The following is a 24,979-nucleotide window of genomic DNA, read 5'->3' as shown; positions in this document are numbered from 1 at the left end:
GCGAACGTTGCCTGCCGCGGCACTAGTACGACTTGGGCAGACCGAGGGTCTGGTGGGAGACGTAGTTGAGGATCATCTCCCGGCTCACCGGCGCGATACGGGCCACGCGTGCCGCCGTGATCAGGGAGGCGAGACCGAACTCGTTCGTCAGGCCGTTGCCGCCGAGGGTGTGCACGGCCTGGTCGACGGCCTTCACACAGGCCTCCCCGGCCGCGTACTTGGCCATGTTGGCGGCCTCGCCCGCGCCCGTGTCGTCGCCCGCGTCGTAGAGATGGGCCGCCTTCTGCGTCATCAGGCGGGCCAGTTCCAGGTCGATGTGGGCCTGCGCCAGAGGGTGGGCGATGGCCTGGTGGGCGCCGATGGGGGTCTTCCAGACGCTGCGTTCGCGCGCGTACTCGACGGCTTTGGCGAGTGCGTAGCGGCCCATGCCGATCGCGAAGGCTGCCGTCATGACCCGCTCCGGGTTGAGACCGGCGAAGAGCTGAAGCAGACCGGCGTCCTCGTCGCCGACCAGCGCGTCGGCGGGCAGCCGTACGTCGTCCAGGACCAGTTCGAACTGCTTCTCCGCCGCCTTCAGTTCCATGTCGATGGGCCGCCGGGTGAAGCCCTCGGCGTCGCGCGGGACGATGAACAGGCAGGGCTTGAGGTTGCCGGTGCGGGCGTCGGCGGTGCGGCCGACTATCAGGACGGCGTCGGCGATGTCCACGCCGGAGATGAACACCTTGCGGCCGGTCAGCAGCCAGTCGGCGCCGTCCCTGCGGGCCGTGGTGGTGATGCGGTGGCTGTTGGAGCCGGCGTCGGGCTCGGTGATGCCGAAGGCCATGGTCCGGGAGCCGTCGGCGATGCCGGGCAGCCACTGCCGCTTCTGCTCCTCGGTGCCGAAGCGGGCGATCACCGTGCCGCAGATCGCCGGGGAGACGACCAGCATCAGCAGGGGGCAGCCGGCCGCGCCGAGTTCCTCCAGGACGATGGAGAGCTCGGCGATGCCGCCGCCACCGCCCCCGTACTCCTCCGGCAGGTTGACACCGAGGTAGCCGAGCTTTCCGGCGTCGGCCCAGAGCTCCTCGGGGTGGGCTCCCTCGGCGACGATCCGCGTGATGTACTCGCGGCCGTAACGCCTGCCGAGGGCGCCCACCGCGGCGCGCAGGGCCTTGTGCTCGTCGGATTCGATCAACGCGGTCACGTGCGTCCTCCGGTACGGCTCGTCAGTGGTCGGTCGCGCGGTTCCCCGCGTCCTGGGTCGGCTGTACGACCGCCAGCAGCGCGCCCACCTGCACTTGCTGGCCCGGGGCGGCGTCGAGGGCGGTCAGGGTGCCCGGGGCGGGCGCCGAGATCTGGTGCTGCATCTTCATCGCCTCCAGCCACAGCAGCGGCTGTCCGGCCCGTACGGCGGCGCCCACCGACAGGCCCTCGGCGACGCGGACGACCGTGCCGGGCATCGGGGCGAGCAGGGAGCCCGGGACGTGCTGGGCGGCGGGGTCGGGGAACCGGGGCAGGGCGGTGAGGGCGGTGGTGTTCACGTACACCCGGTCGCCGTACCGCGCGACCTCGAACCTGCGGCGCACGCCCGCCACTTCGAGGACGACGAGGCCGGGGTCTGCGTGCACCACGTCCACCCCGTCCGCGGCGAGTCCGCCCCCGCGGGTGTGGTGGTAGGCGGCCTCGTGCTCCTCCCCCGCCATCAGGTACCGCTTGGTGTGCGGCTGGGAGGGCACGTTGCGCCAGCCGCCGAAGCGGGAGCGGGAGCGGCTGTCCGCGAGGGCGGCGGCCAGCGGGGCGTACGGGTCGGGGGCGGGCTCCGTCAGGTCCTTGAGGTGGCGTTCGTAGAAGCCGGTGTCCATCCGGGCGGTGCCGAACTCCTCGTGCCGCAGGGAGCGGACCAGCAGGTCCCGGTTGGTGGCGGGGCCGTGGACGGCGGCCCGCTCCAGGGCGTCGGCGAGCCTGCGGACGGCCTCCGCGCGCGTGGGGGCGTGGGCGACCGCCTTGGCGAGCATGGGGTCGTAGTGGACGGTGATCTCGTCGCCGTCGGTGTATCCGGTGTCCAGGCGGACGCCTTCCGGCACGGACAGGCGGTGCAGGGTGCCGGTCTGCGGGGCCCAGTCGCGAGCGGGGTCCTCGGCGTACAGGCGGGCCTCGACGGCGTGGCCACGCGCGCGGGGCGCCTCCTCGTCCAGGGCGTGGCCCTCGGCGATCCGCAGCTGGAGGGCGACCAGGTCGACTCCGAACACGGCCTCGGTGACGGGGTGCTCGACCTGGAGCCGGGTGTTCATCTCCAGGAAGTGGGCCCGGTCCCCGGCGACCAGGAACTCGACGGTGCCCGCGCCGACGTAGCCGACTGCGCGGGCGGCGCGTACGGCGGTGTCGTACAGCTCCTCGGTCAGCCGCGGCGGCAGACCGGGGGCCGGCGCCTCCTCGATCACCTTCTGGTGGCGGCGCTGCAGTGAGCAGTCGCGGGTGCCGAGCACCCACACGGTGCCGTGCGTGTCGGCGAGGATCTGGACCTCGACGTGGCGGCCGTCCTGCACGTACGGCTCGACGAACACCTCGCCGTCCCCGAAGGCGCTCGCGGCCTCGGAGCGTGCGCCCGCCAGCGCGGCCGGCAGGTCGTCGAGCCGGCGCACGACGCGCATCCCCCGACCGCCGCCGCCCGCCGCCGCCTTCACCAGCACCGGCAGGTCGGCCTCGGTGACCTCGCCGAGCGGGGCGATGCCCAGCAGTTCCTTGGCGCGGGTCTTGGACGCCATCGCCTCGATGGCCTCCGGCGGCGGACCGACCCACACCAGGCCCGCGTCCAGGACCGCGCGGGCGAATCCGGCGTTCTCGGAGAGGAAGCCGTAGCCGGGGTGCACGGCGTCGGCGCCCGCCGCGACGGCGGCCCGCACGATCAGGTCGCCGCGCAGATACGTCTCGGCGGGCGACACCCCCGGCAGCCGTACCGTCGCGTCGGCCACGCGTGCGTGCAGGGCGTTCTCGTCGGCGTCCGAGTGCACCGCGACCGTCCGGATGCCCGCCGCACGGCAGGTGCGCAGGATCCGGCAGGCGATCTCGCCCCGGTTGGCGACCAGCAGGCTCGAAATCATGGACCTCACATCCGGAAGACGCCGAAGCCACCGCGCACGCCCTCGTAGGGCGCCGTGTGGACGGCGGACAGGCACAGGCCGAGGACCGTGCGGGTGTCACGCGGGTCGATGACGCCGTCGTCGTACAGGCGCCCCGACAGGAACATCGGCAGGGACTCCGACTCGATCTGCTGCTCCACCATGGCCCGCAGCGCGGCGTCGGCGTCCTCGTCGTAGGGCCGGCCCTTCGAGGCCGCCGACTGCCGGGCCACGATGGACAGCACACCGGCGAGCTGCTGCGGGCCCATGACGGCGGACTTGGCGCTGGGCCAGGCGAAGAGGAAGCGCGGGTCGTAGGCGCGTCCGCACATGCCGTAGTGCCCGGCGCCGTAGGACGCGCCCATCAGGACGGACAGATGCGGCACCCGGCTGTTGGACACCGCGTTGATCATCATCGCGCCGTGCTTGATGATGCCGCCCTGCTCGTACCGGCTGCCGACCATGTAGCCGGTGGTGTTGTGCAGGAACAGCAGCGGGATGTCGCGCTGGTTGGCCAGCTGGATGAACTGGGCGGCCTTCTGCGACTCCTCGCTGAACAGCACCCCCTGGGCGTTCGCCAGGACACCGATGGGATAGCCGTGCAGGGACGCCCAGCCGGTGGCCAGGCTGGTGCCGTAGCGCGGTTTGAACTCGTCGAAGTCGGAGGCGTCGACGAGCCGGGCGATCACCTCGCGCGGGTCGAAGGGCGTCCTCAGGTCGCCGGGGACGATGCCGAGCAGTTCGTCCTCGTCGTACTTCGGGGGTTCGGCCAGGGCGGGATCGCCGTACGCCTTGCGGTGGTTGAGGCGGGCGACCACGCGCCGGGCCTGGCGCAGGGCGTCCGGCTCGTCGGCGGCGAAGTAGTCCGCGAGGCCCGACACACGCGCGTGCATGTCGGCGCCGCCCAGCGACTCGTCGTCGCTCTCCTCGCCGGTGGCCATCTTCACCAGCGGCGGTCCGCCGAGGAAGACCTTCGCCCCCTCCTTGACCATGATCACGTGATCGGACATGCCGGGGATGTAGGCCCCGCCCGCGGTCGAGTTCCCGAACACCACGGCGACGGTGGGGATGCCGGCCGCGGACAGGCGCGTGAGGTCGCGGAAGATCGCGCCCCCGGGGATGAAGATCTCCTTCTGCGAGGGCAGATCGGCGCCGCCGGACTCGACCAGGCTGATGCAGGGCAGCCGGTTGGCGAGCGCGATGTCGTTGGCGCGCAGGGCCTTCTTCAGGCTCCACGGATTGCTGGCGCCGCCGCGCACCGTCGGGTCGTTGGCGGTGATCAGGCACTCCACGCCCTCGACGACCCCGATGCCGGTGACCAGCGACGCCCCCACGGCGTACTCGCTGCCCCAGGCGGCCAGCGGCGACAGCTCCAGGAACGGGGTGTCGGGGTCGAGGAGCAGCTCGATGCGTTCGCGGGCGAGCAGCTTGCCGCGCCCGCGGTGCCGTGCCACGTACTTCTCGCCGCCGCCCGCGAGGGCCTTGGCGTGCTCGGCCTCCAGGTCGGCGAGCTTGGCGAGCATCGCGTCACGGTTGGCCCGGTACTCGGCGCCGGTGGTGTCCAGGGCGGAGGACAGGACGGTCACAGCAGGGCCTCCGGCAGATCCAGGTGGCGGGAGCGCAGCCATTCGCCGAGGGCCTTGGCCTGCGGGTCGAATCGGTGCTGGGCGGCGACGCCGGCGCCGAGGACGCCCTCGACGACGAAGTTGAGGGCGCGCAGTCCGGGCAGGACGTGCCGGGTGACCGGCAGGGTGCGGCTCTCGGGAACCAGCTCCCGGAACCGGTCGGCCGTCAGCTCGTGCGCGAGCCAGCGCCAGCCCTCGTCCGTGCGCGCCCACACCCCGACGTTGGCGTCGCCGCCCTTGTCGCCGCTGCGGGCACCGGCGACGAGACCGAGCGGGGCCGGGCGGGTCGGGCCGGGCGGCAGGGCCTCCGGGAGGGGAGGCGCGTCGACGGGTGCCAGGGCGCGGGTGCCGTCGGGCGCGGCCACCGGGATCCGGCGTCCGTCGTGGAGCACGGCCGTGTGCGGGACCTCGTCCCGGGGCACGTACTCGGCCTCGAAGACCCCGTAGGGCGCGCCCCGTCCGGGTGGGGCCAGCACGTGGAAGCCGGGGTAGCTGGCCAGCGCCAGCTCGATGGCGGCGCCGCTCACGGGGCGACCGACGGTCTCCTGGTCCGGGTCCCGCACGACGAGCCGGAGCAGGGCGCTCGCGGTCTCCTCGGTGGCGGCGTCGGGCCGGTCGGTGCGCACAAGGTCCCACCGCACCTCGGCGGGCGGCGTCCTGGCCAGCGCGCCCGCCATCTGCCGCCGCACCAGCTCGGCCTTGGCGTCCACGTCGAGGCCGGTCAGGACGAAGGTAACCTCGTTGCGGAAGCCGCCGAGCCGGTTGAGGCCGACCTTGAGGTCCGGGGGCGGGGCCTCGCCGCGCACACCCTCGACGCGCACCCGGTCGGGGCCGTCCTGCGTCAGCCGTACGGTGTCCAGCCGGGCGGTGACGTCCGGCCCCGCGTACCGGGCGCCGCCGGTCTCGTACAGCAGTTGCGCGGTCACCGTGCCGACGTCGACGAAACCGCCGGTCCCGGGGTGCTTGGTGATGACGGCGGTCCCGTCGGCCTCGATCTCGGCGATCGGGAAGCCGGGCCGGTGGACGTCGCCGTCCCGGAAGAACGAGTAGTTGCCGCCGGTGGCCTGGGTGCCGCACTCCAGCACGTGCCCGGCGACGACGGCCCCCGCGAGCCGGTCGTGGTCGCCCGGCCCCCAGCCGAAGTGCGCCGCGGCGGGTCCGGTGACCAGGGCCGCGTCCGTCACCCGCCCGGTCACCACGATGTCGGCGCCCTCCCGCAGACAGGCCGCGATGCCGAAGCCGCCCAGGTAGGCGTGGGCGGCGAGGCAGCCGGGGTGCGCCGCGGTGAGGTCGTCGCCCTCGACATGCGCCACGCGCGCGGGGATGCCGAGCCGTCCGGCCAGCTCCCGTACGGCGTCGGCGAGCCCGGCGGGATTGAGCCCGCCCGCGTTGGTCACGATCCGCACGCCCCGCTCGTGGGCGAGCCCCAGGCACTCCTCCAGCTGGCGCAGGAAGGTGCGGGCGTAGCCGGCACCGGGGTCCTTCAGGCGGTCCCGGCCCAGGATGAGCATCGTCAGCTCGGCGAGGTAGTCGCCGGTCAGGACGTCCAGTTCGCCGCCGGTGAGCATCTCGCGCATGGCGTCGAAGCGGTCGCCGTAGAAGCCGGAGGCGTTGCCGATGCGCAGGACCGTCACCGCGCGGTCCCCCGCGGCTCCCGTCCGGTACCGGGCGGCCCCGCGAACGCCTGGGCGATGTCCAGCCAGCGGTCGGCGTCGGCGCCGGTCGCCTCGACTGCGAGGTCGGCGCGGTGGGCGCGCCGGGTGACCAGGAGGCAGAAGTCGACCGCGGTTCCGGTGACGCGCTGCGCGGCGTCCTCGGGACCGTGGCCCCACACCTCGCCGGAGGGCGCCACGAGTTCGACGCGGAACTCCTCGGCGGGCGGGGTGAGTCCGTGCACGCCGAAGGCGAAGTTCCGCGCGCGGACACCGATACGGACGACGTGCCGGAGCCGGTCGGTGGGTTCGCGGGCGACGCCCAGCGCGTCGGCGACGTCCTGGCCGTGGGCCCAGGTCTCCATGATCCGGCCCGTGGCCATGGAGGGGCCCGACATGGGCGGCCCGTACCAGGGGAAACGGGCGCCGGACGGTGCCGCGCGCAGGGCCGCGTCGAGTGCGGCACGCCCCTCGCGCCAGCGCGCCAGCAGTTCGGCGGGCGGCAGCGCGGCACCTTCCTCGGCGCCGTCGTCGACGAAGCTGTCCGGCGCGGCCAGGGCCTTCTCGACGACCTCACGGAAGCCGTCCGGATCCGTGACGGTGAGGAGGGCCGAGCGGTCGGTCCAGGCGAGATGGGCGATCTGGTGGGCGACGGTCCAGCGGGCGGCGGGGGTCGGGAGCGCCCAGCGCTCCGGTTCCAACTCGGCCACGAGCCGGTCGAGTTCGTCGCTCTCCGCGTGCAGGTCGTCGTAGACGGGCGTCGGGTCGGCCATGGGGAGGAGAGTGGCAGCGGCCCCCGAACAAATCAAGCACGCTTGCATGATTTTATTTTCCCCGACACCGACGCCGGTACGCGTCCGCGTGGATACGCTCGGTCACGGGAGGTGGTTGACGTGCGGAGTCGCGAACTGGACCCGAGTGCGTCGCCGTTGGACTACTACGGCTACGAGTTGCGGCGCAGCCGCGAGGCGGCGGGGCTGACGCTGGCGCAGCTCGGCTCGATCGTCTTCTGCACGGGCTCGCTGATCGGCCAGATCGAAACGGCGGCGAAGGTCCCGCAGAGGGAGTTCTCGGAACGGATGGACGCGGCGCTGGGAACGGGCGGGACGTTCTCCCGTCTGGTGGGGTTGGTGCTGCGCAGCCAGTTGCCGGGGTGGTTTCAGCCGTTCGCCGAGTTGGAATCGCGCGCTACGAACCTCGCCACCTTTCAGGCACAAGTGGTGCACGGGCTGCTTCAAACCCCGGCATACGCCAGGGCGGTGTTGGAAGCGGGCTGGGCAGACCGGCTTGACGAGCAGGTGGCGGCTCGCATCGAGCGACAACGCGTCCTCACGCGTGAGGACCCGCCTCTTATCTGGGTTGTGTTGGACGAGGCTGTACTGCACAGGCCCTTCGGAGGCCATGCGGTGATGCGGGAGCAACTCACCCACCTGCTGAGCCTCAGGACGCGACTGCGCGTGCGCGTGCAGGTGCTGCCCTTCGGCGTCGGCAACCACCCCGCGACAGCAGGGTCGTTCACCGTGCTGCGTTTCGAGAACGACCCCGACATCACCTACTCCGAGAACTACGACAAGGGATTCATGACCGCCAATCCCCAAGTCGTCAGGGACTGTTCACATCGCTACGATCATTTGCAAGCCGCCGCCCTCTCCATCGAGGACTCGGCGGCACTGATCGCCCGCGTTCGGGAGGACCGCTATGCAGAACAGCCAGAACCTGACGGGCGCGACCTGGCGTAAGTCGTCGTACAGCGGAAGCAGCGGCGGTGACTGCCTCGAATGCGCCCCCCTCAGCACCGCCACCTGGCGCAAGTCCTCCTACAGCGGCGGCACCGGAGGCGAGTGCATCGAGGTCGCCGACCTAGTCCCGCACATAGCCGTCCGCGACTCCAAGAACCCCGCCCACGGGACCCTCACCGTCACGGTGGAGGCGTTCACCGCCTTCGTGTCTGCCGCCTCACGGGGAGCCCTCACAGCGGATCGGGCGTGACCTGCCGGATACTGACGAGTTCGGCGCGCGGCGTAACCATGTAGACGAAGAAGCCACCGGCGGCGAACGCGTGCCGCGCGCCCTCGTCGGCGCCCTGCCACGACGAGCCGTGCAGGTGGAGCGCTTCGGCGGCCCTGACCAGTTCGTCGACCTTCTTCTCGACCTCCGCGAGGAACGCGGGCGGGGCGCCGGCGGCCACCGTGTCCTCGTCAGGAACGTACTCCCAGCTCCAGCTCACTCGCCCCGCACCGCCCGCGCGGCGTCACGGTAGATTGCGGCCGCCGCGGCCAGGTGGTCGCGGGCCTCGGCCGGCGAAGTGGCGAGCTGGGCGAGGTATTCGGCGCGGTGGTACGCCTTCGCCGTCCGGGGATGACGCTCGATCTCGATCAGCGCCGACCAGTGCTGGAGGCAGGCGTGCACGGGCCCGAGTGAGCCGTGCTCCACCGCCTCCGCGAGTGCCCTGTCCTTGGCCTGGTCGTATGCGGGCAGCAGCTGCGGAGCGACGACGGCGCACGCGGCGCGCAGGGCATCGGGAGTCCGGTCAGGCCGGGGGATCAGCGGTCCGTCACCGGCTGTCTCCGTGTGCTGCACACTCATGCTGCCGTTCCCTTAGTGTCCCCAGCGGCTCGCCGGTCACGGGTCCGACCGTAGTCGCCCAACACCTCACGGCGCCGACCCGTTGCTCAGGAAACGGCTCCGGCAGCGGCGCCTTGCCGCGGCCCACCTGGGTTCGTACCGCTCCCATGCTCGCCGCGACCACCAGGGCGATGGCTGCGGCCTGGGTGGCGGAGAGGGCCTGGTGGAGGATGAGGAATCCGGCCAGTGCGGCGATGGCCGGTTCGAGGCTCATCATGACGGCGAAGGTGGACGCGGGCAGGCGGCGCAGCGCCAGCAGTTCGAGGGTGTAGGGCAGGACGGACGACAGCAGCGCCACGCCCGCGCCGAGGCCGAGGACCACCGGGTCGAGCAGCTTCGTACCGGACTCGGCGATGCCCAGCGGCAGGAACAGCACCGCCGCCACGACCATGGCCAGCGCCAGCCCGTCCGCCTGCGGGAAGCGGCGGCCGGTGCGCGCGCTGAACACGATGTACGCCGCCCACATCGCGCCCGCCGAGAGCGCGAAGGCCACGCCGACCGGGTCGAGGCTGTCGAAGCCTCCGCCGCCCAGCAGGAAGACACCCGCGAGGGCGAGGCCGGCCCACAGGAAGTTGATCGCGCGTCGGGAGGCGACGACGGACAGGGCCAGCGGGCCCAGCACCTCCAGGGTGACCGCCGGGCCCAGCGGGATGCGGTCCACTGCCTGGTAGAAGAGGCCGTTCATCGCGCCCATGGTGAGACCGAAGACGATCACCGTGTGCCAGTCGGTGCGCGAGTGGCCGCGCAGCCGGGGCCGGCAGACCACCATCAGCACGATCGCGGCCACCGCCAGGCGCAGGGTGACGACGCCGAGCGCGCCGGCCCGCGGCATGAGGCTGACCGCGAGTGCCCCGCCGAACTGCACCGACAGCCCTCCGGCCAGCACCAGGCCGACGGGACCGAGCGAGCCGAGGCGGTGCGGGGTGCCGCCCGCGGCGGGGGCGGCGGCGGGAGCCCGGGTCGGTGCGGACGGCGGGGTGGCGGCGTCGGGGGTGCTCACAGGGCGTTCCAGGGGCTCGGCGGGGGCTCGTTCACTGTCATGCACTTACCGGTCCAGGGTAATGGACTCTGTCAGGTGTGTGAACTCGGTTTGCCTCTGACCTCGTTGCCGCCGCTCAGCGCCTTCGGCCGGTCGCTCTCCCGCCTCGGTCCGGTCACTTTCCCGCCTCGCGGGACTTCTTCCCGGCCGGTTCCGTGTCCTCCAGCGCCTGTGCCAGCACCTCCGCCAGATGCCGTCCCCGCACCCCCGCCAGCTGCTCCAGCTGGGTGCGGCAGGAGTACCCGTCGGCCAGGACCACCGCCGTGCCGTCCGCGGCGCGCACCGACGGCAGAAGCTGCTCCTCGGCGCAGGCGCGGGAGATCTCGAAGTGCCCGCGCGCGAAGCCGAAGTCGCCGGCGAGGCCGCAGCAGCCGCCGGACAGCTCGCCGGTCAGGCCCGCCGCGGCGCGCAGCCTGCGGTCGGCCGCGTCGCCGAGGACCGCGTGCTGGTGGCAGTGGGTCTGGCCGGCCGCCGGGCGGTCGACGCGCGGCGGGCTCCAGTGCGGGGCGTGCCGCTCCAGGGTCTCCGCGAAGGTCAGGACGCGGGCGGCGAGACGGGCGGCCCGGGGGTCGTCGTGCAGCAGTTCGGGCAGGTCGGTGCGCAGGGCCGCCGCACAGCTCGGCTCCAGGACCACGACCGGGGCGGCGGTGTCCAGCACCGGCTCCATCAGGTCGAGGGTGCGGCGCAGCACCGCACGGGCGCGGTCGAGCTGCCCCGTCGAGACGTAGGTCAGTCCGCAGCAGACGCGGCCCCGGCCCCGCAGCAGGGACAGCGGGTCGAGGGCGACCGTCAGGCCGTCGCCCACCGGTGGGCGCTCCAGGTGCAGCGTCGGCGGCAGCGCCACCCGCAGCCCGGCCGCCTCCAGCACACGTACGGCCGCCTGTCCCACGGACGGCGAGAGGTGCTCCGTGAACGTGTCCGGCCACAGGATGACCAGCCCGCCGCCCGCACCGGCGGCCGGGGCGCCCTGCCGCCGCCGCTCCCACCAGCGGCTGAACGTCCGCCGCGCCAGCCGGGGGATCTCCCGCTCGGGCGCGATCCCGGCGAGCCGTTTCGCCACGTGGGCGAGGGGTGGCACCCGGGCCAGCGCGTTGATCAGGGGAACCGCGCGGGTCCGGGCCGACCAGCGCAGCCACACCGGCAGCCGGCCCAGCGCGTAGTGCGCGGCCGGGCGCCGTCGTCCGGCGTAGTGGTGGTACAGGAACTCCGCCTTGTAGGTGGCCATGTCGACGCCGACGGGGCAGTCGGAGCGGCATCCCTTGCAGGACAGGCACAGGTCGAGCGCGTCGCGCACCTCGGTCGACCGCCAGCCGTCGGTCACCAGCTCGCCCGCCAGCATCTCGTGCAGCAGCCGGGCCCGTCCGCGCGTGGAGTGCTCCTCCTCGCCGGTCGCGCGGTACGACGGGCACATGACGGCGGGGCCCTCCACCGCGGCCGTACGGCACTTGGCGACGCCCACGCAGCGGCGCACGGCGGCCGAGAAGTCGCCGCCGTCGGCCGGGTACCCGAAGGCCACGTCGACCGGTTCGCGCGGCAGGACCGAGAACCGCAGGCCGGCGTCGAGCGGCGCGGGCCGCACCAGCATCCCGGGGTTGAGCAGGTCGTCCGGGTCCCAGACGGCCTTGGCCCGCTCGAAGAGGGCGACCAGGTCCGGGCCGTACATCCTGGGCAGCAGCTCCGCCCTCGCCTGCCCGTCCCCGTGCTCCCCGGACAGCGAGCCGCCGTGGGCCACGACCAGTTCGGCGAGCTCCTCGGAGAAGCGGCGGAAGGCGGCGACCCCCTTCGGGGTGAGCAGGTCGAAGTCGATACGGACGTGGATGCAGCCGTCACCGAAGTGGCCGTACGGCGTGCCGCGCAGGCCGTGGGCGGACAGCAGGCCGCGGAAGTCCCGCAGGTAGGCGCCGAGCCGGGCGGGCGGCACCGCGCAGTCCTCCCAGCCGGGCCAGGCCTCCGTGCCGTCCGGCAGCCGGGTCGCTGTGCCGCTCGCGTCCTCCCGGATCCGCCACAGGGCGCGCTGCGAAGCCGGGTCGGTCACCACCAGCGCGTCCAGGGCGTCGGCCGCGCGGACGAGGCCCCGCGCACGCGCGTGCGCCTCGGCCGGGGTGTCCCCGCCGGTCTCGACGAACAGCCAGGCGCCGCCCCGCGGCAGTCCGGCCGCCGAGGGCACCAGGTCCGCGGCCATGCCCTCGATCGTCAGCGGCCCGCCTCCCGGGTCGGCCCCGCCACCGCCCGCCCGTGCGGACCCCCCGGGGAGCAGTCCGCCGACCGCGTCGGCGGCGGCGCTCTCGTCGGCGTACCCCAGCACGGCCAGCGCACGTGCGCGGGGCGCCGCCACCAGCCTCACCACCGCCTCGGTGACCACGCCGAGCGTGCCCTCGGTGCCGCACAGGGAGCGGGCGACGTCGGTGCCGTGCTCGGGCAGCAGCGCGTCCAGCGCGTACCCCGAGATGCGGCGGGGCAGTTCGGGGAAGCCGGTGCGCAGCAGCGCCAACTCGCCCTCCACCAGCGCCCGCAGTCCGGCCGGGGCGCCGGTCCAGCCCCGGCCGGCGCGCAGCCGCTCACCGCGCGCGGTGAGCACCGACAGCTCCCGCACGCTGTCCGCCGTGGTCCCCCAGGCCACCGAGTGGGAGCCGCAGGAGTTGTTGCCGATCATGCCGCCGAGCGTGCAGCGGCCGTGGGTCGACGGATCCGGGCCGAAGCGCAGGCCGTGCGGCGCGGCGGCCTCCTGGAGCCGGTCCAGGACGAGGCCGGGCTGGACGACGGCGGTGCGCGCCTCGGGGTCCAGGGACACCAGGCGGTTCATGTGCCGGGTGAAGTCCAGCACCACGCCCGTGCCCGTGGCCTGCCCCGCGATGGACGTCCCGCCGCCGCGCGGCACGACCGGCACGCCGTGCGCCCGGCAGACCGCGAGCGCCGCCGCCACGTCGTCCGCGTCGCGCGGGGCGACGACACCGAGCGGGACCCGTCGGTAGTTGGACGCGTCCATGGTGGTCAGTGCCCGGGAGGTGACGTCGAACCCCACCTCGCCCCGGACGGCCTCACGCAGCTCCGCCTGAAGATCCGTCATACGTCCAGGATGCATCCGGGCACCGACAGTGACCATGGGCCGTCCGCGGTCGCGGGACCATGGGGCGCCTGCTCCGTGCTCCCCATCTGTCCACGGACCGGCCAAGCCGTCTCACCGAACGGACACTTTTCCGTCCGGTTTCGCCGAAGAGATACCCTCCGGCTCGTGGCTGAGATCCAGATTCCCGCTGACATCAAGCCCGCCGACGGTCGCTTCGGCGCGGGTCCCTCCAAGGTGCGGACGGAAGCGCTGGACGCGCTGGCCGCGACCGGATCGTCCCTGATGGGCACCTCCCACCGCCAGGCCCCGGTGAAGAACCTGGTCGGCGCCGTGCGCGAGGGCATCAAGGAGCTGTTCCGGCTTCCCGACGGCTACGAGGTGATCCTCGGCAACGGCGGCTCCACCGCGTTCTGGGACATCGCGACCCACGGCCTGATCGAGAACCGCTCGCAGCACCTGACCTTCGGCGAGTTCTCCTCGAAGTTCGCCAAGGCCGCCGAGCTCGCCCCCTGGCTCGCCGAGCCCGACGTCATCTCCGCCGACCCGGGCACGCACCCCGAGCCGCAGGCCGTGGCGGGCGTGGACGTCTACGCCTTCACCCACAACGAGACCTCCACCGGTGTCGCCATGCCCATCGCGCGCGTGGCCGGTGCCGACGAGGGCTCCCTCGTCCTGGTCGACGCCACCTCGGGCGCCGGCGGCCTGCCCGTCGACATCGCCGAGACGGACGTCTACTACTTCGCCCCGCAGAAGTCCTTCGCCGCCGACGGCGGACTGTGGATCGGCGTGTTCTCGCCGGCCGCGATCGAGCGCGCCGAGCGGGTCCACGCCTCCGGGCGGCACGTGCCGGAGTTCTTCAGCCTGCCGACGGCGATCGACAACTCCCGTAAGAACCAGACGTACAACACCCCCGCCCTCGCCACCCTCTTCCTGCTGAACGACCAGCTGGAGTGGATCAACGGGCAGGGCGGCCTGGACTGGGCGGTGCGCCGCACGGCGACGTCCGCGCGCACGCTGTACGGCTGGGCCGAGGACAGCAAGTACGCCAACCCCTTCGTCACCGACCCGGCCAAGCGCTCGCAGGTCATCGGCACGATCGACTTCACCGACGAGGTCGACGCGGCGGCGGTCGCCAAGGTGCTGCGCGCCAACGGCATCGTCGACACCGAGCCGTACCGCAAGCTCGGCCGCAACCAGCTGCGTATCGCGATGTTCCCGGCGGTCGACCCGGCGGACGTCGAGGCGCTGACGAAGTGCGTCGACCACGTGATCGAGAACCTCTGACCGTCGCCGTACGGCGAGGGATCACGAGGTACGACGAGGGGCGCCCGGTCAGAACCGGGCGCCCCTCGTCGTGTTCCTCAGCGGCTGAGGTGCTGGAACCGCCGCACGGCGAGCGGCAGGAAGACCAGTGTCAGCACCACCGGCCACAGCCCCGCCATCAGCAGCGCGTTCTGCTCGACCCAGGAGTCGCCGCCGCCGACCGGCGTGCCGAACAGCTCGCGGGTCGCGGCCGCGGTCGAGGAGATCGGGTTCCACGCGGCGACCCAGCCCAGCCAGTCCGGCATGAGCTGCGGCGCGACGAAGATGCTGGAGATCATCGTCAGCGGGAAGGCCACCGCGAACAGTCCGCCCGCCGCCTCGGGGTTGGGCACGATCAGGCCGAGCCACACACCGATCCAGATCAGCGCGAACCGCAGCCAGAGCAGCAGTCCGAACGCGGCGACGAAGCCCAGTCCGCCGTCCGGCCGCCAGCCCATGGCCAGCGCGGTCAGCATCATGATCGCGAGTTCGGCGCAGGCGATGAGCAGATCGGTCACCCCGCGTCCGGCGACCACCGCGGACGAGGACATCGGCATCGAACGGAACCGGTCGATGACGCCCTTGGTGGAGTCGTACACCACGACCGTGGCGGTGTTGATGAAGCCGAACGCCATGGTCATCACGAACATGCCCGGCATCAGGAAGTCCTTGTAGTCCCCGCCGCCCGGCACCGTCATCGCGCTGCCGAAGACATAGCCGTACAGCAGCACGGACAGGATCGGGAAGCCCAGCTGCCAGGCGATGTTGACGGGCTGGCGCTGGTAGTGGGTCAGTCCGCGCCGGACGATGTTCCAGCAGTCGGAGAGCAGCCAGTAGGTGCGCCCGCGGGTGGCCGGGCCGGCCAGGTCGACGGCGCTCATGCCGCGGCCTCCTTCTCGGTGCGGTGTCCGGTCAGGCGCAGGAACACGTCGTCGAGGCTGGGCCTGCGCAACCCGATGTCCTCGACCCGGACGCCCTCGTCCTGGAGCGTGCGGGCCACCTCGGTCAGCGCGGAGACCCGGTCGGCGACCGGGGCGTGCACCCTCAACTCGGTCTCGTCGGCCTCCGGTTCACCGTCCGAGACGCGTGCGACGACCTTGACGACGCGGGGGATCTCCGAGCGCTCGGCGACGACGACCTCGATCCGGTCGCCGCCGACCAGGTCCTTCAGGCCGTCCGGGGTGTCGTCGGCGATGGCCCGCCCCTGGTCGATGACGGTGATGCGGGAGGCGAGCTTGTCGGCCTCCTCCAGATACTGCGTGGTCAGCAGCACCGTGGTGCCGCCGGCCACCAGCGCGCGCACCGACTCCCAGACCTCGCCGCGGCTGCGCGGGTCCAGGCCGGTCGTCGGCTCGTCGAGGAAGAGGACGGCGGGGGCGAGGATCATCGAGGCGGCCAGGTCCAGGCGCCGCCGCATGCCACCGCTGTAGTCCCCGACGCCCTTGTCGGCGGCGTCGGTCAGGTCGAACTGCGCCAGCAGCTCGGTGGCGCGGGCGCGGGCCCGGCGGCCGCCGAGGTGGAACAGCCGGCCGAACATCTCCAGGTTCTGCCGGCCGGTCAGCACCTCGTCCACCGCCGCGTACTGCCCGGTGAGCCCGATCCTGGCGCGCACCTCCCGCGACTGCCGGACCACGTCGAGCCCGGCCACCGTCGCCCGTCCGCCGTCCAGCCTGAGGAGGGTGGACAGGATGCGGACCGCGGTGGTCTTGCCCGCGCCGTTCGGTCCGAGCAGGCCGTGCACGGTGCCCTCACGCACCTTCAGATCGAAGCCGTCCAGGGCACGTTTGTCGCCGTAGCGCTTCTCCAGCCCCTCGGCCCGTACCGCGTATCCGTCAGTCATGGGTCCCCCCGTCTCGTCAATTGAGTACAGCGTACCCTAATACGCGTACGACGTACTCAGTTTTGCTCCGGGCAACTAAGCTGGGCCGTATGACGAGCGGCAAGCGCGCCGGGGGCGGCACGGAGACCAGTGGCAGCGGGGACATCGCCCGCACCCTCGAACTGCTGTGGGACACGGGCCGGCGCCCCAGTCGCGGCCCCAAACCGGGGCTGACGCTGGACCGGATCGTGGAGGCCGCCGTCCGGGTCGCGGACGCCGAAGGGCTGGAGGCGGTCTCCATGCGCCGGGTCGCCGCCGACCTCGGCACCGGCGCGATGTCCCTGTACCGCTACGTCCCCGGCAAGGGCGAGCTGCTCGACCTGATGCTGGACCGGGTCCAGCGCCCCTCGGAGGACCCTTCCGACCTGGGCGACGGCGGCTGGCGCTCGGCCCTTCAGGCCATGGGCCGCGCCACCCTCGAGCTCTACCGGCGGCACCCGTGGCTGCTCCAGGTCAACCAGTCCCGCCCGATCCTCGGCCCGAGCGCGCTCGACGGCATGGAGAAGGTGCTCACCCGCATCAAGCCGATGGGGCTGACCGACCCCGAACTGGTCTCGGCGATCGTGATGATCGACTCGTACGTCGTCGGTGCCGCGCGCAGCCGGGTGTACGAGGAGGAGGCGGAACTCCGGACGGGCCTGACGAACACGGAGTTCTGGGAGGCCCAGGCCCCCACCCTGGAGAAGGTCATGACGTCCGGCCGCTATCCGATGATGGCCGGCCTGTCCGAGGACACCTGGGGCCCCGACTTCGACCACTTCGAGTTCGGGCTGCAACGCATCCTGGACGGGCTGGAGGTACTGGTGACCCGGCGCCGCACGGCCGACGGCACGGACGCGGGCTGACGGCACGGGCACGGACTGACGGCACGGGCGTGAGCTGACGGCGCGGGCGCGGGGGTCGGCTGTCCGGGGTCCGGGCTGCCGGACCCCGGCGCTCGCCGGGTACCAGTGCCGCGTCAGGCAACGTTTGCCGGTCAAGGAGCGGCGTCCGGTGCGTGCTCTCGGTGTGCCGGCCGGGAGTCCTCGTACTGGACGTACTTTGACTTCCGGCCGGTGCGGCGAGTGGGGGCACCTCTCACGCCTTGCAGGCAGTGGGGGAGCGTGCCGGGCGTCGCGACGGGGCGAACGTTGCCTGACGCGGCACTAGCGCCTGCGGCGCAGTCGCCGCAGGCCGAGCAGGGCCAGGCAGGCCGCGGCGACGGCGACCGCGCCGGTCGTCAGGCCGGCCCGGTCGGTCCCGTTCCCGCCGCCGTCCGCCGAATCCCCGTTCCGCGAGGGCGACTCGGCCCCCTCCTCGCCGGAGCCGCCCGGGACGTCCTCCGCCTCCACGGGGCTCTGCTCGCCCTCGCTGCCGAACAGCAGCCTGGTCCCGTCGGCCGAGTAGGTGACGGACTCGCCCTGCGCCTGCAACGGCACGTTGAGCCGTCCGGTCCGCTTGATGTCACCGCCGTTCCAGTCGTAGGCGATGCCCCCGAAGTAGCCGCGGACGGCAAGCTGTTCGCCGTCCGGGGACAGGGCGGCGTCGGTCGCCCAGAGGTCGACGGGGGCGACGGGCTCGAACACGTTCGTGCCGGACGGGGACAGCTCGGCCGGGCCCTGGTAGAGATGCCCGCCGTCCTCCTGCTTGTCGATGATGTAGACGCGGCCGGTCCTCGGGTGCACCAGCAGCGACTCGGCGTCGCGGGACCCGTCGGAGTACTTCACCACGTACTGGGTGGCCCGCACGGTCCGGTCCGACAGCTCCTTCGGCTCGGGCAGCCGGTAGACCCATACGTAGTCCCAGGCGACGCCGTCGTTGTCGCCGATGTCGCCGACGTAGAGCTGGTCGTCCGGGCCGACCACGATGGCCTCGATGTCGCGCGGCGTGCCCACGCCGGTCATCGTGACGGTCGCGACGGTCTCGCCGGTGGCGCCGTCGACGGCGTAGAGGTACGCGCCCTCGTCCTGGTCGTTGTGGGTCCAGAAGATGCCCGGGTGCCGGCGGGAGGCGGCCAGGCCGCTGGACTCGGTGATGCGGGGGTCCTTGATCGTGAATCCCTCGTCGCCGTCGGCGGCGGAGGCGGGCGGCACGGCGAACCCGGTCGACAGGAGGACAGCGGCGAGGAGGACGGCTGATCGGCGCATGCCCCAAGACTGCCATCTCGCACGCCCGTTCCGGTCGCGTGGCGGGCCTCACACCCCGCCGCTCGCACGGATCGACCATGATGAGCGGATGCTCAGGTTCATGCCCGTAGGCGACTCCATGACCATCGGCAGCGCGGGCGAACACACCTGGCGCTACCGCATGTGGCAGCACCTGTGCGAGACGTACGGCGGCCCGTTCCGGATCGTCGGTCCGCGCACCGCGCTGTACGACAAGTCGGCGGACGCGGCGACGTCCCACGCCTACGCCGAGCCCGACTTTCCCCAGGGCCATCTGGCCGGCTGGGGCGAGGGCTGGCTGCACATGGCGCCGCTCGTCGGCGAGGCGGTGCGCTCCGGCCGCGCGGACGTGCTGCTGGTCTCCCTGGGCCTGATCGACCTGGGCTTCTACACCGACGCCGAGCAGACGGCGGCGAACGTGCGCGCGTTCATCGCGGCGGCGCGGGAGGCGAACCCCCGGGTGCGGATGGTGGTGCTGCCGGTGATCCCGAACGTACGGGCCGAGGCGGACGCGCCGTTCGCCGCGCAGGTGGCGCGCTTCAACGAACTGCTCGCCAAGGAGCTCGCCGACCTGGACGAGCCCCGCTCCCCGCTGCTGCCCGCGTCGCTCCCCGCGGCGTACGACACCCGTCGCGACACCTACGACGGCACCCACCCCAGCGCGAGCGGGGAGCACAAGATCGCGGCCGCCTTCGCGGAGGCCATGTGGCAGGGCTGGGGCCTGGGCGGCCCTTACACGGGCTGAGCCGCCCGGATCGTTGCCACCTTGGCGGCGGCTGATCCGCCCGCGCGGGCCCCGGTGCGAGGAGCACGCACACCAGGGCCGTCGCGACGCACAGAACCCACCCGGCCACACGGCTCATCGACAGACACGCCCTCCCGACCGGCACCGCGGCTCCAACCTGGCCCGCGGGGCAGCCGTACGAACCTCGCTCCGCCGTTTCCCCCCGCGGCCCCGGCCCGCCCGGGTGCGCCGTGGCGCGGGCCGGGGCGGCGGGGGGTCAGGTGCCGGGGCGGTGCCGGGGTGCGCCGGTCACCAGGCGAAGGCCTCCGGGGAGGGACCCGGGCCGGGGAAGATCTCGTCCAGGCCCGCCAGCAGTTCCGCCGACAGCTCCAGCTCGGCGGCGCGCAGCGCGGATGCGAGCTGCTCGGCGGTGCGCGGGCCGACGATGGGGCCGGTGATGCCCGGGCGGGTCAGCAGCCAGGCCAGCGCGGCCTCGCCGGGCTCCACGCCGTGCTTGTCCAGCAGATCCTCGTAGGCCTGGATCCGTCCGCGCAGGACCGGGTCGGCCAGGGAGTCGGCGGCCCGCCCGGAGGCGCGTCGGCCGCCCTCGACCTCCTTCTTGATCACTCCGCCGAGCAGCCCGCCGTGCAGCGGCGACCACGGGATGACCCCGAGGCCGTACTCCTGCGCCGCCGGGATGACCTCCATCTCGGCGCGGCGCTCGGCGAGGTTGTAGAGGCACTGCTCGCTGACGAGGCCGATGGTGCCGCCGCGCCGCGCCGCGGTCTCGTTGGCCTGCGCGATCTTGTAGCCGGGGAAGTTGCTCGACCCCGCGTAGAGGATCTTGCCCTGCTGGACCAGTACGTCGACCGCCTGCCAGATCTCCTCGAAGGGAGTGCTGCGGTCGATGTGGTGGAACTGGTAGACGTCGATGCGGTCGGTCCCGAGCCGCTTGAGGCTGGCGTCGACCGCCCGCCGGATGTTCAGGGCGGAGAGCTTGTCGTGGTTGGGCCAGGCGTCGCCCTCGGCTGCCATGTTCCCGTACACCTTGGTGGCGAGGACGACCTTGTCCCGGCGGTCACCGCCCTTGGCGAACCAGTTCCCGATGATGCTCTCGGTGCGGCCCTTGTTCTCGCCCCACCCGTAGACATTGGCCGTGTCGAAGAAGTTCAGTCCCGCGTCCAGCGCGGCATCCATGATGGCGTGGCTGTCCGCCTCGTCGGTCTGCGGTCCGAAGTTCATGGTCCCGAGGACCAGCCTGCCGACCTTGAGTCCGGTACGTCCGAGCTGCGTGTACTCCATGGGCCCCCAGCCAACGGCTTGGAGTCCGCTCGATGCAAGCCCCGCCGGGCACGGCGGCCGGGGAGGCGGCGAGGGGCGGGCCGACGGCTATCTTCCGACCGCCGCCGCCAGCGCCACCACGACGAACATCAGCACAAGCGCACCGGCCATGATCCGGTTCCGGGTTTTCGGGTCCACGCGCCGAGCCTAACCGGCGCCGCCGAGCGGCCAGCAGCCGACCGCCTCGTACCGGGGCTGCTCCCCCCGCACACCGGACTTCGGCAGGTTGCTGCGGACCAGGGCCAGCTCGTCCACCGTCCAGGTGCGGCTGGTGAAGGACCCCAGCGCCTCGACGTACGGCCCGACGTCCACCGTGTCCCGGCTGCGGGCCACCGTCAGGTGGGCCTTGTAGCGGCGATGCTCCCCCATGGGCACACCGGCCTTCCGGGCCGCCGCCTCGCTGCGGTCGGCGAGCAGCCGCAGCGTCGCCAGATCGCCGTCGGCCCCCGCCCACAGCGCCCTCCCGTGCCCGAACTGGCCGCCGCCCCGCACCGCCAGCGGGAACGCCGGGGTGCGGTGCGCGGCCCGCTCCAGCCGGGCCGTCAGCTCCGGTACGAGGCCGTCGTCCACCTCGCCGTAGAACGCCAGGGTGAAGTGCCAGCCGGGGCGGCCCGTCCAGCGCAGTCCGTCCGCGCCGGGCAGCGTCCTGAGGTCGGCCACCGCCGAGGCGAGCGCACGCGCGACCTCGTCGGGGGGCAGCACGGCGGCGAAGAGTCTCATGGAGCCAGTCTGCCGCTCACACCGCCGTCGCCAGCTCCTCGCGGCGCTCGCGGGCCACGAACCGCACCCGCGGATGCCCGGCGTGCCAGCCCACCGACAGGCGCAGACCGCCCACCCGGGCCAGGATCAGCCCGATGGCGATCGCGGCCAGCGCGGCCACGGCGCCGCCGGCCGCGAGGCCGATCCGGGCGCCGTAGGTGTCCGTGATCCAGCCGACGAGCGGGGCGCCGACCGGTGAGCCGCCGAGGAAGACCATCATGTAGAACGCCATGACCCGGCCGCGCATCGCCGGGTCGGTGTTCATCTGGATGCTGGTGTTGGCGGTGACGTTGACCGTCATCGAGCACAGGCCCAGCGGGATCATCAGCAGGGCGAACAACCACAGCCACGGGGTCGCCGCGGCCACGATCTCCACCGTGCCGAAGACCAGCGCCGCCGCGCTCAGCACCCGCAGCCGGGCCGTGCCGCGGCGGGCGGCGAGCAGCGCGCCGGTGACGGAGCCGATCGCCATCAGCGTGTTGAACAGGCTGTACGTGCCCGCGCCCATCCGGAAGACGTCGTCGACGAAGGCCGACAGGTAGACGGGGAAGTTGAAGGCGAACGTGCCGATGAAGCCGACCAGCACGATCGGCCAGATCAGCTCGGGCCGCCCGGCGACGTAGGCCAGGCCCTCGCGCAGCTGCCCCTTGCCGCGCGGGGCGCGCTCGACGGGGTGCAGTTCGCGGCCGCGCATCAGCAGCAGGCCGGCGATGGGCGCGACGAAGGACAGGCCGTTGAGGAGGAAGGCCCAGCCGGTGCCCACGCCGGTGATCAGGACACCGGCGACGGCGGGGCCGATCATCCGGGCGGACTGGAAGTTGGCCGAATTCAGGCTGACCGCGTTCTGGAGCTGGTCGGGGCCGACCATCTCGCTGACGAAGGACTGCCGGGCCGGGTTGTCGACGACCGTGGCGAGGCCGACCGCGAAGGCGGCGAGGTAGACGTGCCAGACCTCGACGTGGCCGGAGAGGGTGAGGAAGGCGAGCGCGAGGCCGGTGAAGGCCATCGCGGTCTGCGTGACCAGCAGGGTGGGGCGCTTGGGGAGGCGGTCGACGAGGACGCCGCCGTAGAGGCCGAACAGCAGCATCGGCAGGAACTGGAGCGCGGTGGTGACGCCGACGGCGGTCGCGGAGCCGGTGAGGCTGAGGACCAGCCAGTCCTGGGCGATGCGCTGCATCCAGGTGCCCGTGTTGGAGACGACCTGGCCGAGGAAGAAGAGGCGGTAGTTGCGGATCCGGAGGGAGCGGAACATCGAGGTCCTGCGGGGCTTGCCCACAGGGTCCTCAGGGGTGTCGGGGGTAGCTGGTGCGGGGGCGGAATGTGCTCCGGATCCCGTACTCAAAAGGGTTCGCCTCCTCGGGTGGTGCGGTCACAGATGTGCGAGCTTCTCCAGCACGGGGGCGGCGGCGCGGAGTTTCGCCCACTCGTCCTCGTCGAGGCCCTCCACCAGCGAGGCCAGGAACGCGTTGCGCTTGCGACGGCTCTCCTCGAGCATCGCCTCGGCGCGCTCGGTCTGCGTGACGACCTTCTGGCGCCGGTCCTCGGGATGCGGCTCCAGCCGGACCAGCTCCTTGGCCTCCAGCAGTGCCACGATGCGGGTCATCGACGGCGGCTGCACGTGCTCTTTGCGGGCGAGCTCGCCCGGGGTCGCCGAGCCGCACTGGGCGAGGGTGCCCAGCACCGACATCTCGGTGGGGCTCAGCGATTCGTCGACCCGCTGGTGCTTGAGCCGACGGGACAACCGCATCACGGCGGAGCGCAGGGCGTTCACGGCGGCGGCGTCGTCGCCATGGGTGAGATCCGGCATGTTCTTTAGAATACCTCATTACTCTCGCTAAGTACCACCCGGGGCCCCCGCGACCGCTCCGTGACGCCGGACACCGAAAAGCCGACTATCACCCGTACGAGTGAGTGAGATCCGGAAAGTGACGCATCGCCCGGCGCTCTTGCCACCCTCATGTCCATGGGGACCAGCGTGCTCAGCCTGCGGATGGACGGGGAGCTGCTCGAACGGCTCCGGCACCATGCGGCGATACGAGGAATGAGCGTCCAGGACTATGTCGTCCGGACGCTCATTCGCGACGACTTCGACCAGCGCTTCCAGTCGGCGGTCGAAGAGACGGAGAAGTTCTACGGGGTCACCTGAGCGCCCCGCGCGGCGTCAGGTCAGGCCCAGCGCCGGCATCAGGTAGTAGAAGGCGAACACCGCCGCCACCACGTACATCGCCGACGGGACCTCGCGGCCCCGACCGGCCGCCAGGCGCAGCACCGCGAAGGTGATGAAGCCCATGCCGATGCCGTTGGTGATCGAGTAGGTGAAGGGCATCATCAGCATCGTCACGAAGGCCGGGACGGCGATCGTGTAGTCCGCCCAGTCGATCTCCTTGATCGAACCGGCCAGGATCAGGAAGCCGACCGCGACCAGCGCGGGAGTGGCCGCCTGCGACGGGACCATCGTGGCGACGGGGGTCAGGAACAGCGCCAGGGCGAACAGCGAGCCGGTGACCATGTTCGCGAGGCCGGTCCGGGCGCCCTCACCGACGCCGGCCGTGGACTCCACGAAGCAGGTGGTGGCCGAGGAGGAGCTGGCGCCGCCGGCGGCGACCGCGATGCCGTCGACGAACAGCACCTTGTTGATGCCGGGCATCTGGCCCTGGGCGTCGGTCAGCTTGGCCTCGTCGCTCACGGCCATGATCGTGCCCATCGCGTCGAAGAAGCACGACAGCAGCACCGTGAAGACGAAGAGGGTGCCGGTCAGCACGCCGACCTTGGCGAAGCCGCCGAACAGGCTGACCTGGCCGATCAGGCCGAAGTCGGGGGTGGCGACCGGGTTGCCCGGCCACTTCGGGGTGGTCAGGCCCCAGGACGGGATGTCGGCGACCGCCTCGATGATCACCGCGAGGACAGTCATCGCGACGATCGAGATCAGGATCGCGCCGGACACCTTGCGCACGATCAGCGCCAGCGTGAGCAGCACACCGAGGATGAAGACCAGGACCGGCCAGCCGAGGAGGTGGCCGCCGACGCCGAGCTGGAGCGGGACGGTGGTCTGGGCGACGTCCGGGATGCGCGAGACGAAGCCCGCGTCGACGAGGCCGATCAGCATGATGAACAGGCCGATACCGATGGCGATGGCCTTGCGCAGCCCCTGCGGCACGGCGTTCATCACGCGTTCGCGCAGGCCGGTGGCGACCAGCAGCATCACCACGAAACCGGCGAGCACCACCATGCCCATGGCGTCCGGCCAGGACATCCGGGGGGCGAGCTGGAGCGCGACGACGGAGTTGACGCCCAGACCGGCGGCCAGCGCGACGGGCACGTTGCCGATGACGCCCATCAGCAGGGTGGTGAACGCCGCCGTCAGGGCCGTCGCGGTGACCAGCTGACCGTTGTCGAGCTGGTTGCCGTACATGTCCTTCGCGCTGCCGAGGATGATCGGGTTCAGCACGATGATGTACGCCATCGCGAAGAAGGTGGCGAAGCCGCCGCGGATCTCGCGGGGCACGCTGCTGCCCCGTTCGGAGATCTTGAAGAAGCGGTCGAGGGCGCCGTACGCGGGCTGTGCGCCCGGTCCTTCGGGCGCGGGGGCCTTGGCGGTGGCCGAGGTGGGCATGCGGGTCCTCATCACCAACGGACACCCCCCGCGCCCTGTTGGACTTTCATACGAACATAAGCGGTCAGAGACAAACGGCTTCAGTATGAACATATAAGGGAAAGATCGCTA

At 72.5% G+C, this 24,979-nt stretch carries 23 protein-coding genes; 6 read left to right on the top strand and 17 right to left on the bottom strand.

The genetic code is table 11. From position 1 onward, the window contains the following. Nucleotides 1-22 precede the first annotated feature (22 nt). From DN051_RS22000 to DN051_RS21980, 5 genes are read right to left on the bottom strand one after another with little or no spacing between them, the layout of a single operon-like run. The gene (locus DN051_RS22000; RefSeq protein ID WP_053760855.1) at nt 23-1,183 is read right to left on the bottom strand and encodes an acyl-CoA dehydrogenase family protein; all 1,161 of its coding nucleotides are present in this window, start codon (nt 1,181-1,183) and stop codon (nt 23-25) included. 22 nt (nt 1,184-1,205) lie between these two features. Then, entirely contained in the window at nt 1,206-3,080 is a 1,875-nt protein-coding gene (locus DN051_RS21995) for an acetyl/propionyl/methylcrotonyl-CoA carboxylase subunit alpha (RefSeq protein ID WP_112439344.1), read from the bottom strand. Between the two features lie 5 nt (nt 3,081-3,085). Next, nucleotides 3,086-4,684, bottom strand: a complete 1,599-nt coding sequence (locus DN051_RS21990; RefSeq protein ID WP_112439343.1) for an acyl-CoA carboxylase subunit beta — start codon at nt 4,682-4,684, stop codon at nt 3,086-3,088. Then, nucleotides 4,681-6,357 carry an acyclic terpene utilization AtuA family protein gene (locus tag DN051_RS21985; protein ID WP_079001292.1) on the bottom strand — a complete coding sequence of 559 codons (1,677 nt, stop codon included), beginning with the start codon at nt 6,355-6,357 and terminating at the stop codon, nt 4,681-4,683. The genes DN051_RS21990 and DN051_RS21985 overlap by 4 nt, the downstream gene beginning before the upstream one ends. Beyond that, the gene (locus tag DN051_RS21980) at nt 6,354-7,148 is read right to left on the bottom strand and encodes a TIGR03084 family metal-binding protein (protein WP_053760852.1); all 795 of its coding nucleotides are present in this window, start codon (nt 7,146-7,148) and stop codon (nt 6,354-6,356) included. Before DN051_RS21980 ends, DN051_RS21985 begins: the two co-directional genes overlap by 4 nt. 120 nt (nt 7,149-7,268) lie before the next feature. Here DN051_RS21980 and DN051_RS21975 point away from each other — a divergent pair, with 120 nt between their 5' ends. Both DN051_RS21975 and DN051_RS21970 read left to right on the top strand, forming a co-directional pair. Then, nucleotides 7,269-8,114 (top strand): helix-turn-helix domain-containing protein, encoded by an 846-nt coding sequence (locus DN051_RS21975; RefSeq protein ID WP_425471665.1) that lies wholly within the window; start codon nt 7,269-7,271, stop codon nt 8,112-8,114. After that, complete coding sequence (locus tag DN051_RS21970; RefSeq protein WP_112439341.1) at nt 8,074-8,364, top strand: DUF397 domain-containing protein; 291 nt, start codon at nt 8,074-8,076, stop codon at nt 8,362-8,364. The genes DN051_RS21975 and DN051_RS21970 overlap by 41 nt, the downstream gene beginning before the upstream one ends. Here the strand turns inward: DN051_RS21970 and DN051_RS21965 are convergent. From DN051_RS21965 to DN051_RS21950, 4 genes are all read right to left on the bottom strand, one after another. Beyond that, the gene (locus tag DN051_RS21965) at nt 8,345-8,602 is read right to left on the bottom strand and encodes a hypothetical protein (protein ID WP_053760849.1); all 258 of its coding nucleotides are present in this window, start codon (nt 8,600-8,602) and stop codon (nt 8,345-8,347) included. The genes DN051_RS21970 and DN051_RS21965 overlap by 20 nt on opposite strands. After that, complete coding sequence (locus tag DN051_RS21960) at nt 8,599-8,961, bottom strand: DUF6247 family protein (RefSeq protein ID WP_053760848.1); 363 nt, start codon at nt 8,959-8,961, stop codon at nt 8,599-8,601. The genes DN051_RS21965 and DN051_RS21960 overlap by 4 nt, the downstream gene beginning before the upstream one ends. Then, entirely contained in the window at nt 8,930-10,000 is a 1,071-nt protein-coding gene (locus DN051_RS21955; protein WP_112439340.1) for an EamA family transporter, read from the bottom strand. The genes DN051_RS21960 and DN051_RS21955 overlap by 32 nt, the downstream gene beginning before the upstream one ends. 154 nt (nt 10,001-10,154) lie before the next feature. Next, a complete protein-coding gene (locus tag DN051_RS21950) occupies nt 10,155-13,106 on the bottom strand; it encodes an FAD-binding and (Fe-S)-binding domain-containing protein (RefSeq protein WP_112439339.1) in 2,952 nt (983 codons plus the stop codon). 165 nt (nt 13,107-13,271) lie between these two features. On the opposite strand from DN051_RS21950, the gene serC reads away from it, so the two are divergent. Then, nucleotides 13,272-14,390, top strand: a complete 1,119-nt coding sequence (gene serC / locus DN051_RS21945) for a phosphoserine transaminase (protein WP_053760846.1) — start codon at nt 13,272-13,274, stop codon at nt 14,388-14,390. Nucleotides 14,391-14,467: 77 nt separating this feature from the next. Here serC and DN051_RS21940 read toward each other — a convergent pair whose 3' ends face one another. Together DN051_RS21940 and DN051_RS21935 are read right to left on the bottom strand one after the other, a co-directional pair. After that, nucleotides 14,468-15,289 (bottom strand): ABC transporter permease, encoded by an 822-nt coding sequence (locus DN051_RS21940; RefSeq protein WP_053760845.1) that lies wholly within the window; start codon nt 15,287-15,289, stop codon nt 14,468-14,470. Next, the gene (locus tag DN051_RS21935) at nt 15,286-16,248 is read right to left on the bottom strand and encodes an ATP-binding cassette domain-containing protein (RefSeq protein WP_053760844.1); all 963 of its coding nucleotides are present in this window, start codon (nt 16,246-16,248) and stop codon (nt 15,286-15,288) included. Before DN051_RS21935 ends, DN051_RS21940 begins: the two co-directional genes overlap by 4 nt. A gap of 89 nt (nt 16,249-16,337) precedes the next feature. On the opposite strand from DN051_RS21935, the gene DN051_RS21930 reads away from it, so the two are divergent. Continuing rightward, on the top strand, nt 16,338-17,132 hold the full coding sequence (locus DN051_RS21930; RefSeq protein WP_053760843.1) for a TetR/AcrR family transcriptional regulator: 795 nt from the start codon (nt 16,338-16,340) through the stop codon (nt 17,130-17,132). Nucleotides 17,133-17,432: 300 nt separating this feature from the next. On the opposite strand, the gene DN051_RS21925 is transcribed toward DN051_RS21930, so the two are convergent. Then, nucleotides 17,433-18,413 (bottom strand): WD40 repeat domain-containing protein, encoded by a 981-nt coding sequence (locus DN051_RS21925; protein WP_112439338.1) that lies wholly within the window; start codon nt 18,411-18,413, stop codon nt 17,433-17,435. An 88-nt stretch (nt 18,414-18,501) separates the two neighbouring features. Between DN051_RS21925 and DN051_RS21920 the strand changes: the two genes are divergently transcribed. Continuing rightward, nucleotides 18,502-19,176, top strand: coding sequence for an SGNH/GDSL hydrolase family protein (locus DN051_RS21920; protein WP_053760841.1), 675 nt, complete (start codon nt 18,502-18,504; stop codon nt 19,174-19,176). A gap of 288 nt (nt 19,177-19,464) precedes the next feature. Here the strand turns inward: DN051_RS21920 and DN051_RS21915 are convergent, their stop codons facing one another. The 4 genes from DN051_RS21915 to DN051_RS21900 all read right to left on the bottom strand — a co-directional run bounded on the left by DN051_RS21915 (nt 19,465) and on the right by DN051_RS21900 (nt 23,062). After that, the gene (locus DN051_RS21915) at nt 19,465-20,457 is read right to left on the bottom strand and encodes an aldo/keto reductase (protein WP_053760840.1); all 993 of its coding nucleotides are present in this window, start codon (nt 20,455-20,457) and stop codon (nt 19,465-19,467) included. 186 nt (nt 20,458-20,643) lie between these two features. Beyond that, nucleotides 20,644-21,216: an RNA 2',3'-cyclic phosphodiesterase gene (thpR, locus tag DN051_RS21910; protein ID WP_053760839.1), complete on the bottom strand. Its 573-nt coding sequence runs from the start codon at nt 21,214-21,216 to the stop codon at nt 20,644-20,646. Between the two features lie 16 nt (nt 21,217-21,232). Further along, nucleotides 21,233-22,597, bottom strand: a complete 1,365-nt coding sequence (locus DN051_RS21905; RefSeq protein ID WP_112439337.1) for an MFS transporter — start codon at nt 22,595-22,597, stop codon at nt 21,233-21,235. A 27-nt stretch (nt 22,598-22,624) separates the two neighbouring features. Continuing rightward, nucleotides 22,625-23,062 (bottom strand): MarR family winged helix-turn-helix transcriptional regulator, encoded by a 438-nt coding sequence (locus DN051_RS21900; protein WP_053760837.1) that lies wholly within the window; start codon nt 23,060-23,062, stop codon nt 22,625-22,627. Between the two features lie 150 nt (nt 23,063-23,212). On the opposite strand from DN051_RS21900, the gene DN051_RS21895 reads away from it, so the two are divergent. Next, on the top strand, nt 23,213-23,401 hold the full coding sequence (locus DN051_RS21895) for a ribbon-helix-helix protein, CopG family (RefSeq protein ID WP_107094014.1): 189 nt from the start codon (nt 23,213-23,215) through the stop codon (nt 23,399-23,401). A gap of 15 nt (nt 23,402-23,416) precedes the next feature. On the opposite strand, the gene DN051_RS21890 is transcribed toward DN051_RS21895, so the two are convergent. After that, nucleotides 23,417-24,868: an NCS2 family permease gene (locus DN051_RS21890; RefSeq protein ID WP_112439336.1), complete on the bottom strand. Its 1,452-nt coding sequence runs from the start codon at nt 24,866-24,868 to the stop codon at nt 23,417-23,419. Nucleotides 24,869-24,979 lie beyond the last annotated feature (111 nt).

The organism is Streptomyces cadmiisoli (assembly GCF_003261055.1).
Taxonomy (GTDB): domain Bacteria; phylum Actinomycetota; class Actinomycetes; order Streptomycetales; family Streptomycetaceae; genus Streptomyces; species Streptomyces cadmiisoli.
The sequence above is the reverse complement of the archived record's forward strand: the minus strand, read 5'-3'. Positions and strand labels throughout refer to the sequence as shown.

Excerpts from the sequence above, each read along its gene's own strand:
- DN051_RS21995 (WP_112439344.1), bottom strand. The coding sequence starts at position 3,080 with ATGATTTCGAGCCTGCTGGTCGCCAACCGGGGCGAGATCGCCTGCCGG.
- DN051_RS21980 (WP_053760852.1), bottom strand. The coding sequence starts at position 7,148 with ATGGCCGACCCGACGCCCGTCTACGACGACCTGCACGCGGAGAGCGAC.
- DN051_RS21970 (WP_112439341.1), top strand. The coding sequence starts at position 8,074 with ATGCAGAACAGCCAGAACCTGACGGGCGCGACCTGGCGTAAGTCGTCG.
- DN051_RS21960 (WP_053760848.1), bottom strand. The coding sequence starts at position 8,961 with ATGAGTGTGCAGCACACGGAGACAGCCGGTGACGGACCGCTGATCCCC.
- DN051_RS21950 (WP_112439339.1), bottom strand. The coding sequence starts at position 13,106 with ATGACGGATCTTCAGGCGGAGCTGCGTGAGGCCGTCCGGGGCGAGGTG.
- DN051_RS21940 (WP_053760845.1), bottom strand. The coding sequence starts at position 15,289 with ATGAGCGCCGTCGACCTGGCCGGCCCGGCCACCCGCGGGCGCACCTAC.
- DN051_RS21935 (WP_053760844.1), bottom strand. The coding sequence starts at position 16,248 with ATGACTGACGGATACGCGGTACGGGCCGAGGGGCTGGAGAAGCGCTAC.
- DN051_RS21930 (WP_053760843.1), top strand. The coding sequence starts at position 16,338 with ATGACGAGCGGCAAGCGCGCCGGGGGCGGCACGGAGACCAGTGGCAGC.
- DN051_RS21925 (WP_112439338.1), bottom strand. The coding sequence starts at position 18,413 with ATGCGCCGATCAGCCGTCCTCCTCGCCGCTGTCCTCCTGTCGACCGGG.
- DN051_RS21920 (WP_053760841.1), top strand. The coding sequence starts at position 18,502 with ATGCTCAGGTTCATGCCCGTAGGCGACTCCATGACCATCGGCAGCGCG.
- DN051_RS21915 (WP_053760840.1), bottom strand. The coding sequence starts at position 20,457 with ATGGAGTACACGCAGCTCGGACGTACCGGACTCAAGGTCGGCAGGCTG.
- thpR (WP_053760839.1), bottom strand. The coding sequence starts at position 21,216 with ATGAGACTCTTCGCCGCCGTGCTGCCCCCCGACGAGGTCGCGCGTGCG.
- DN051_RS21900 (WP_053760837.1), bottom strand. The coding sequence starts at position 23,062 with ATGCCGGATCTCACCCATGGCGACGACGCCGCCGCCGTGAACGCCCTG.
- DN051_RS21895 (WP_107094014.1), top strand. The coding sequence starts at position 23,213 with ATGTCCATGGGGACCAGCGTGCTCAGCCTGCGGATGGACGGGGAGCTG.
- DN051_RS21890 (WP_112439336.1), bottom strand. The coding sequence starts at position 24,868 with ATGCCCACCTCGGCCACCGCCAAGGCCCCCGCGCCCGAAGGACCGGGC.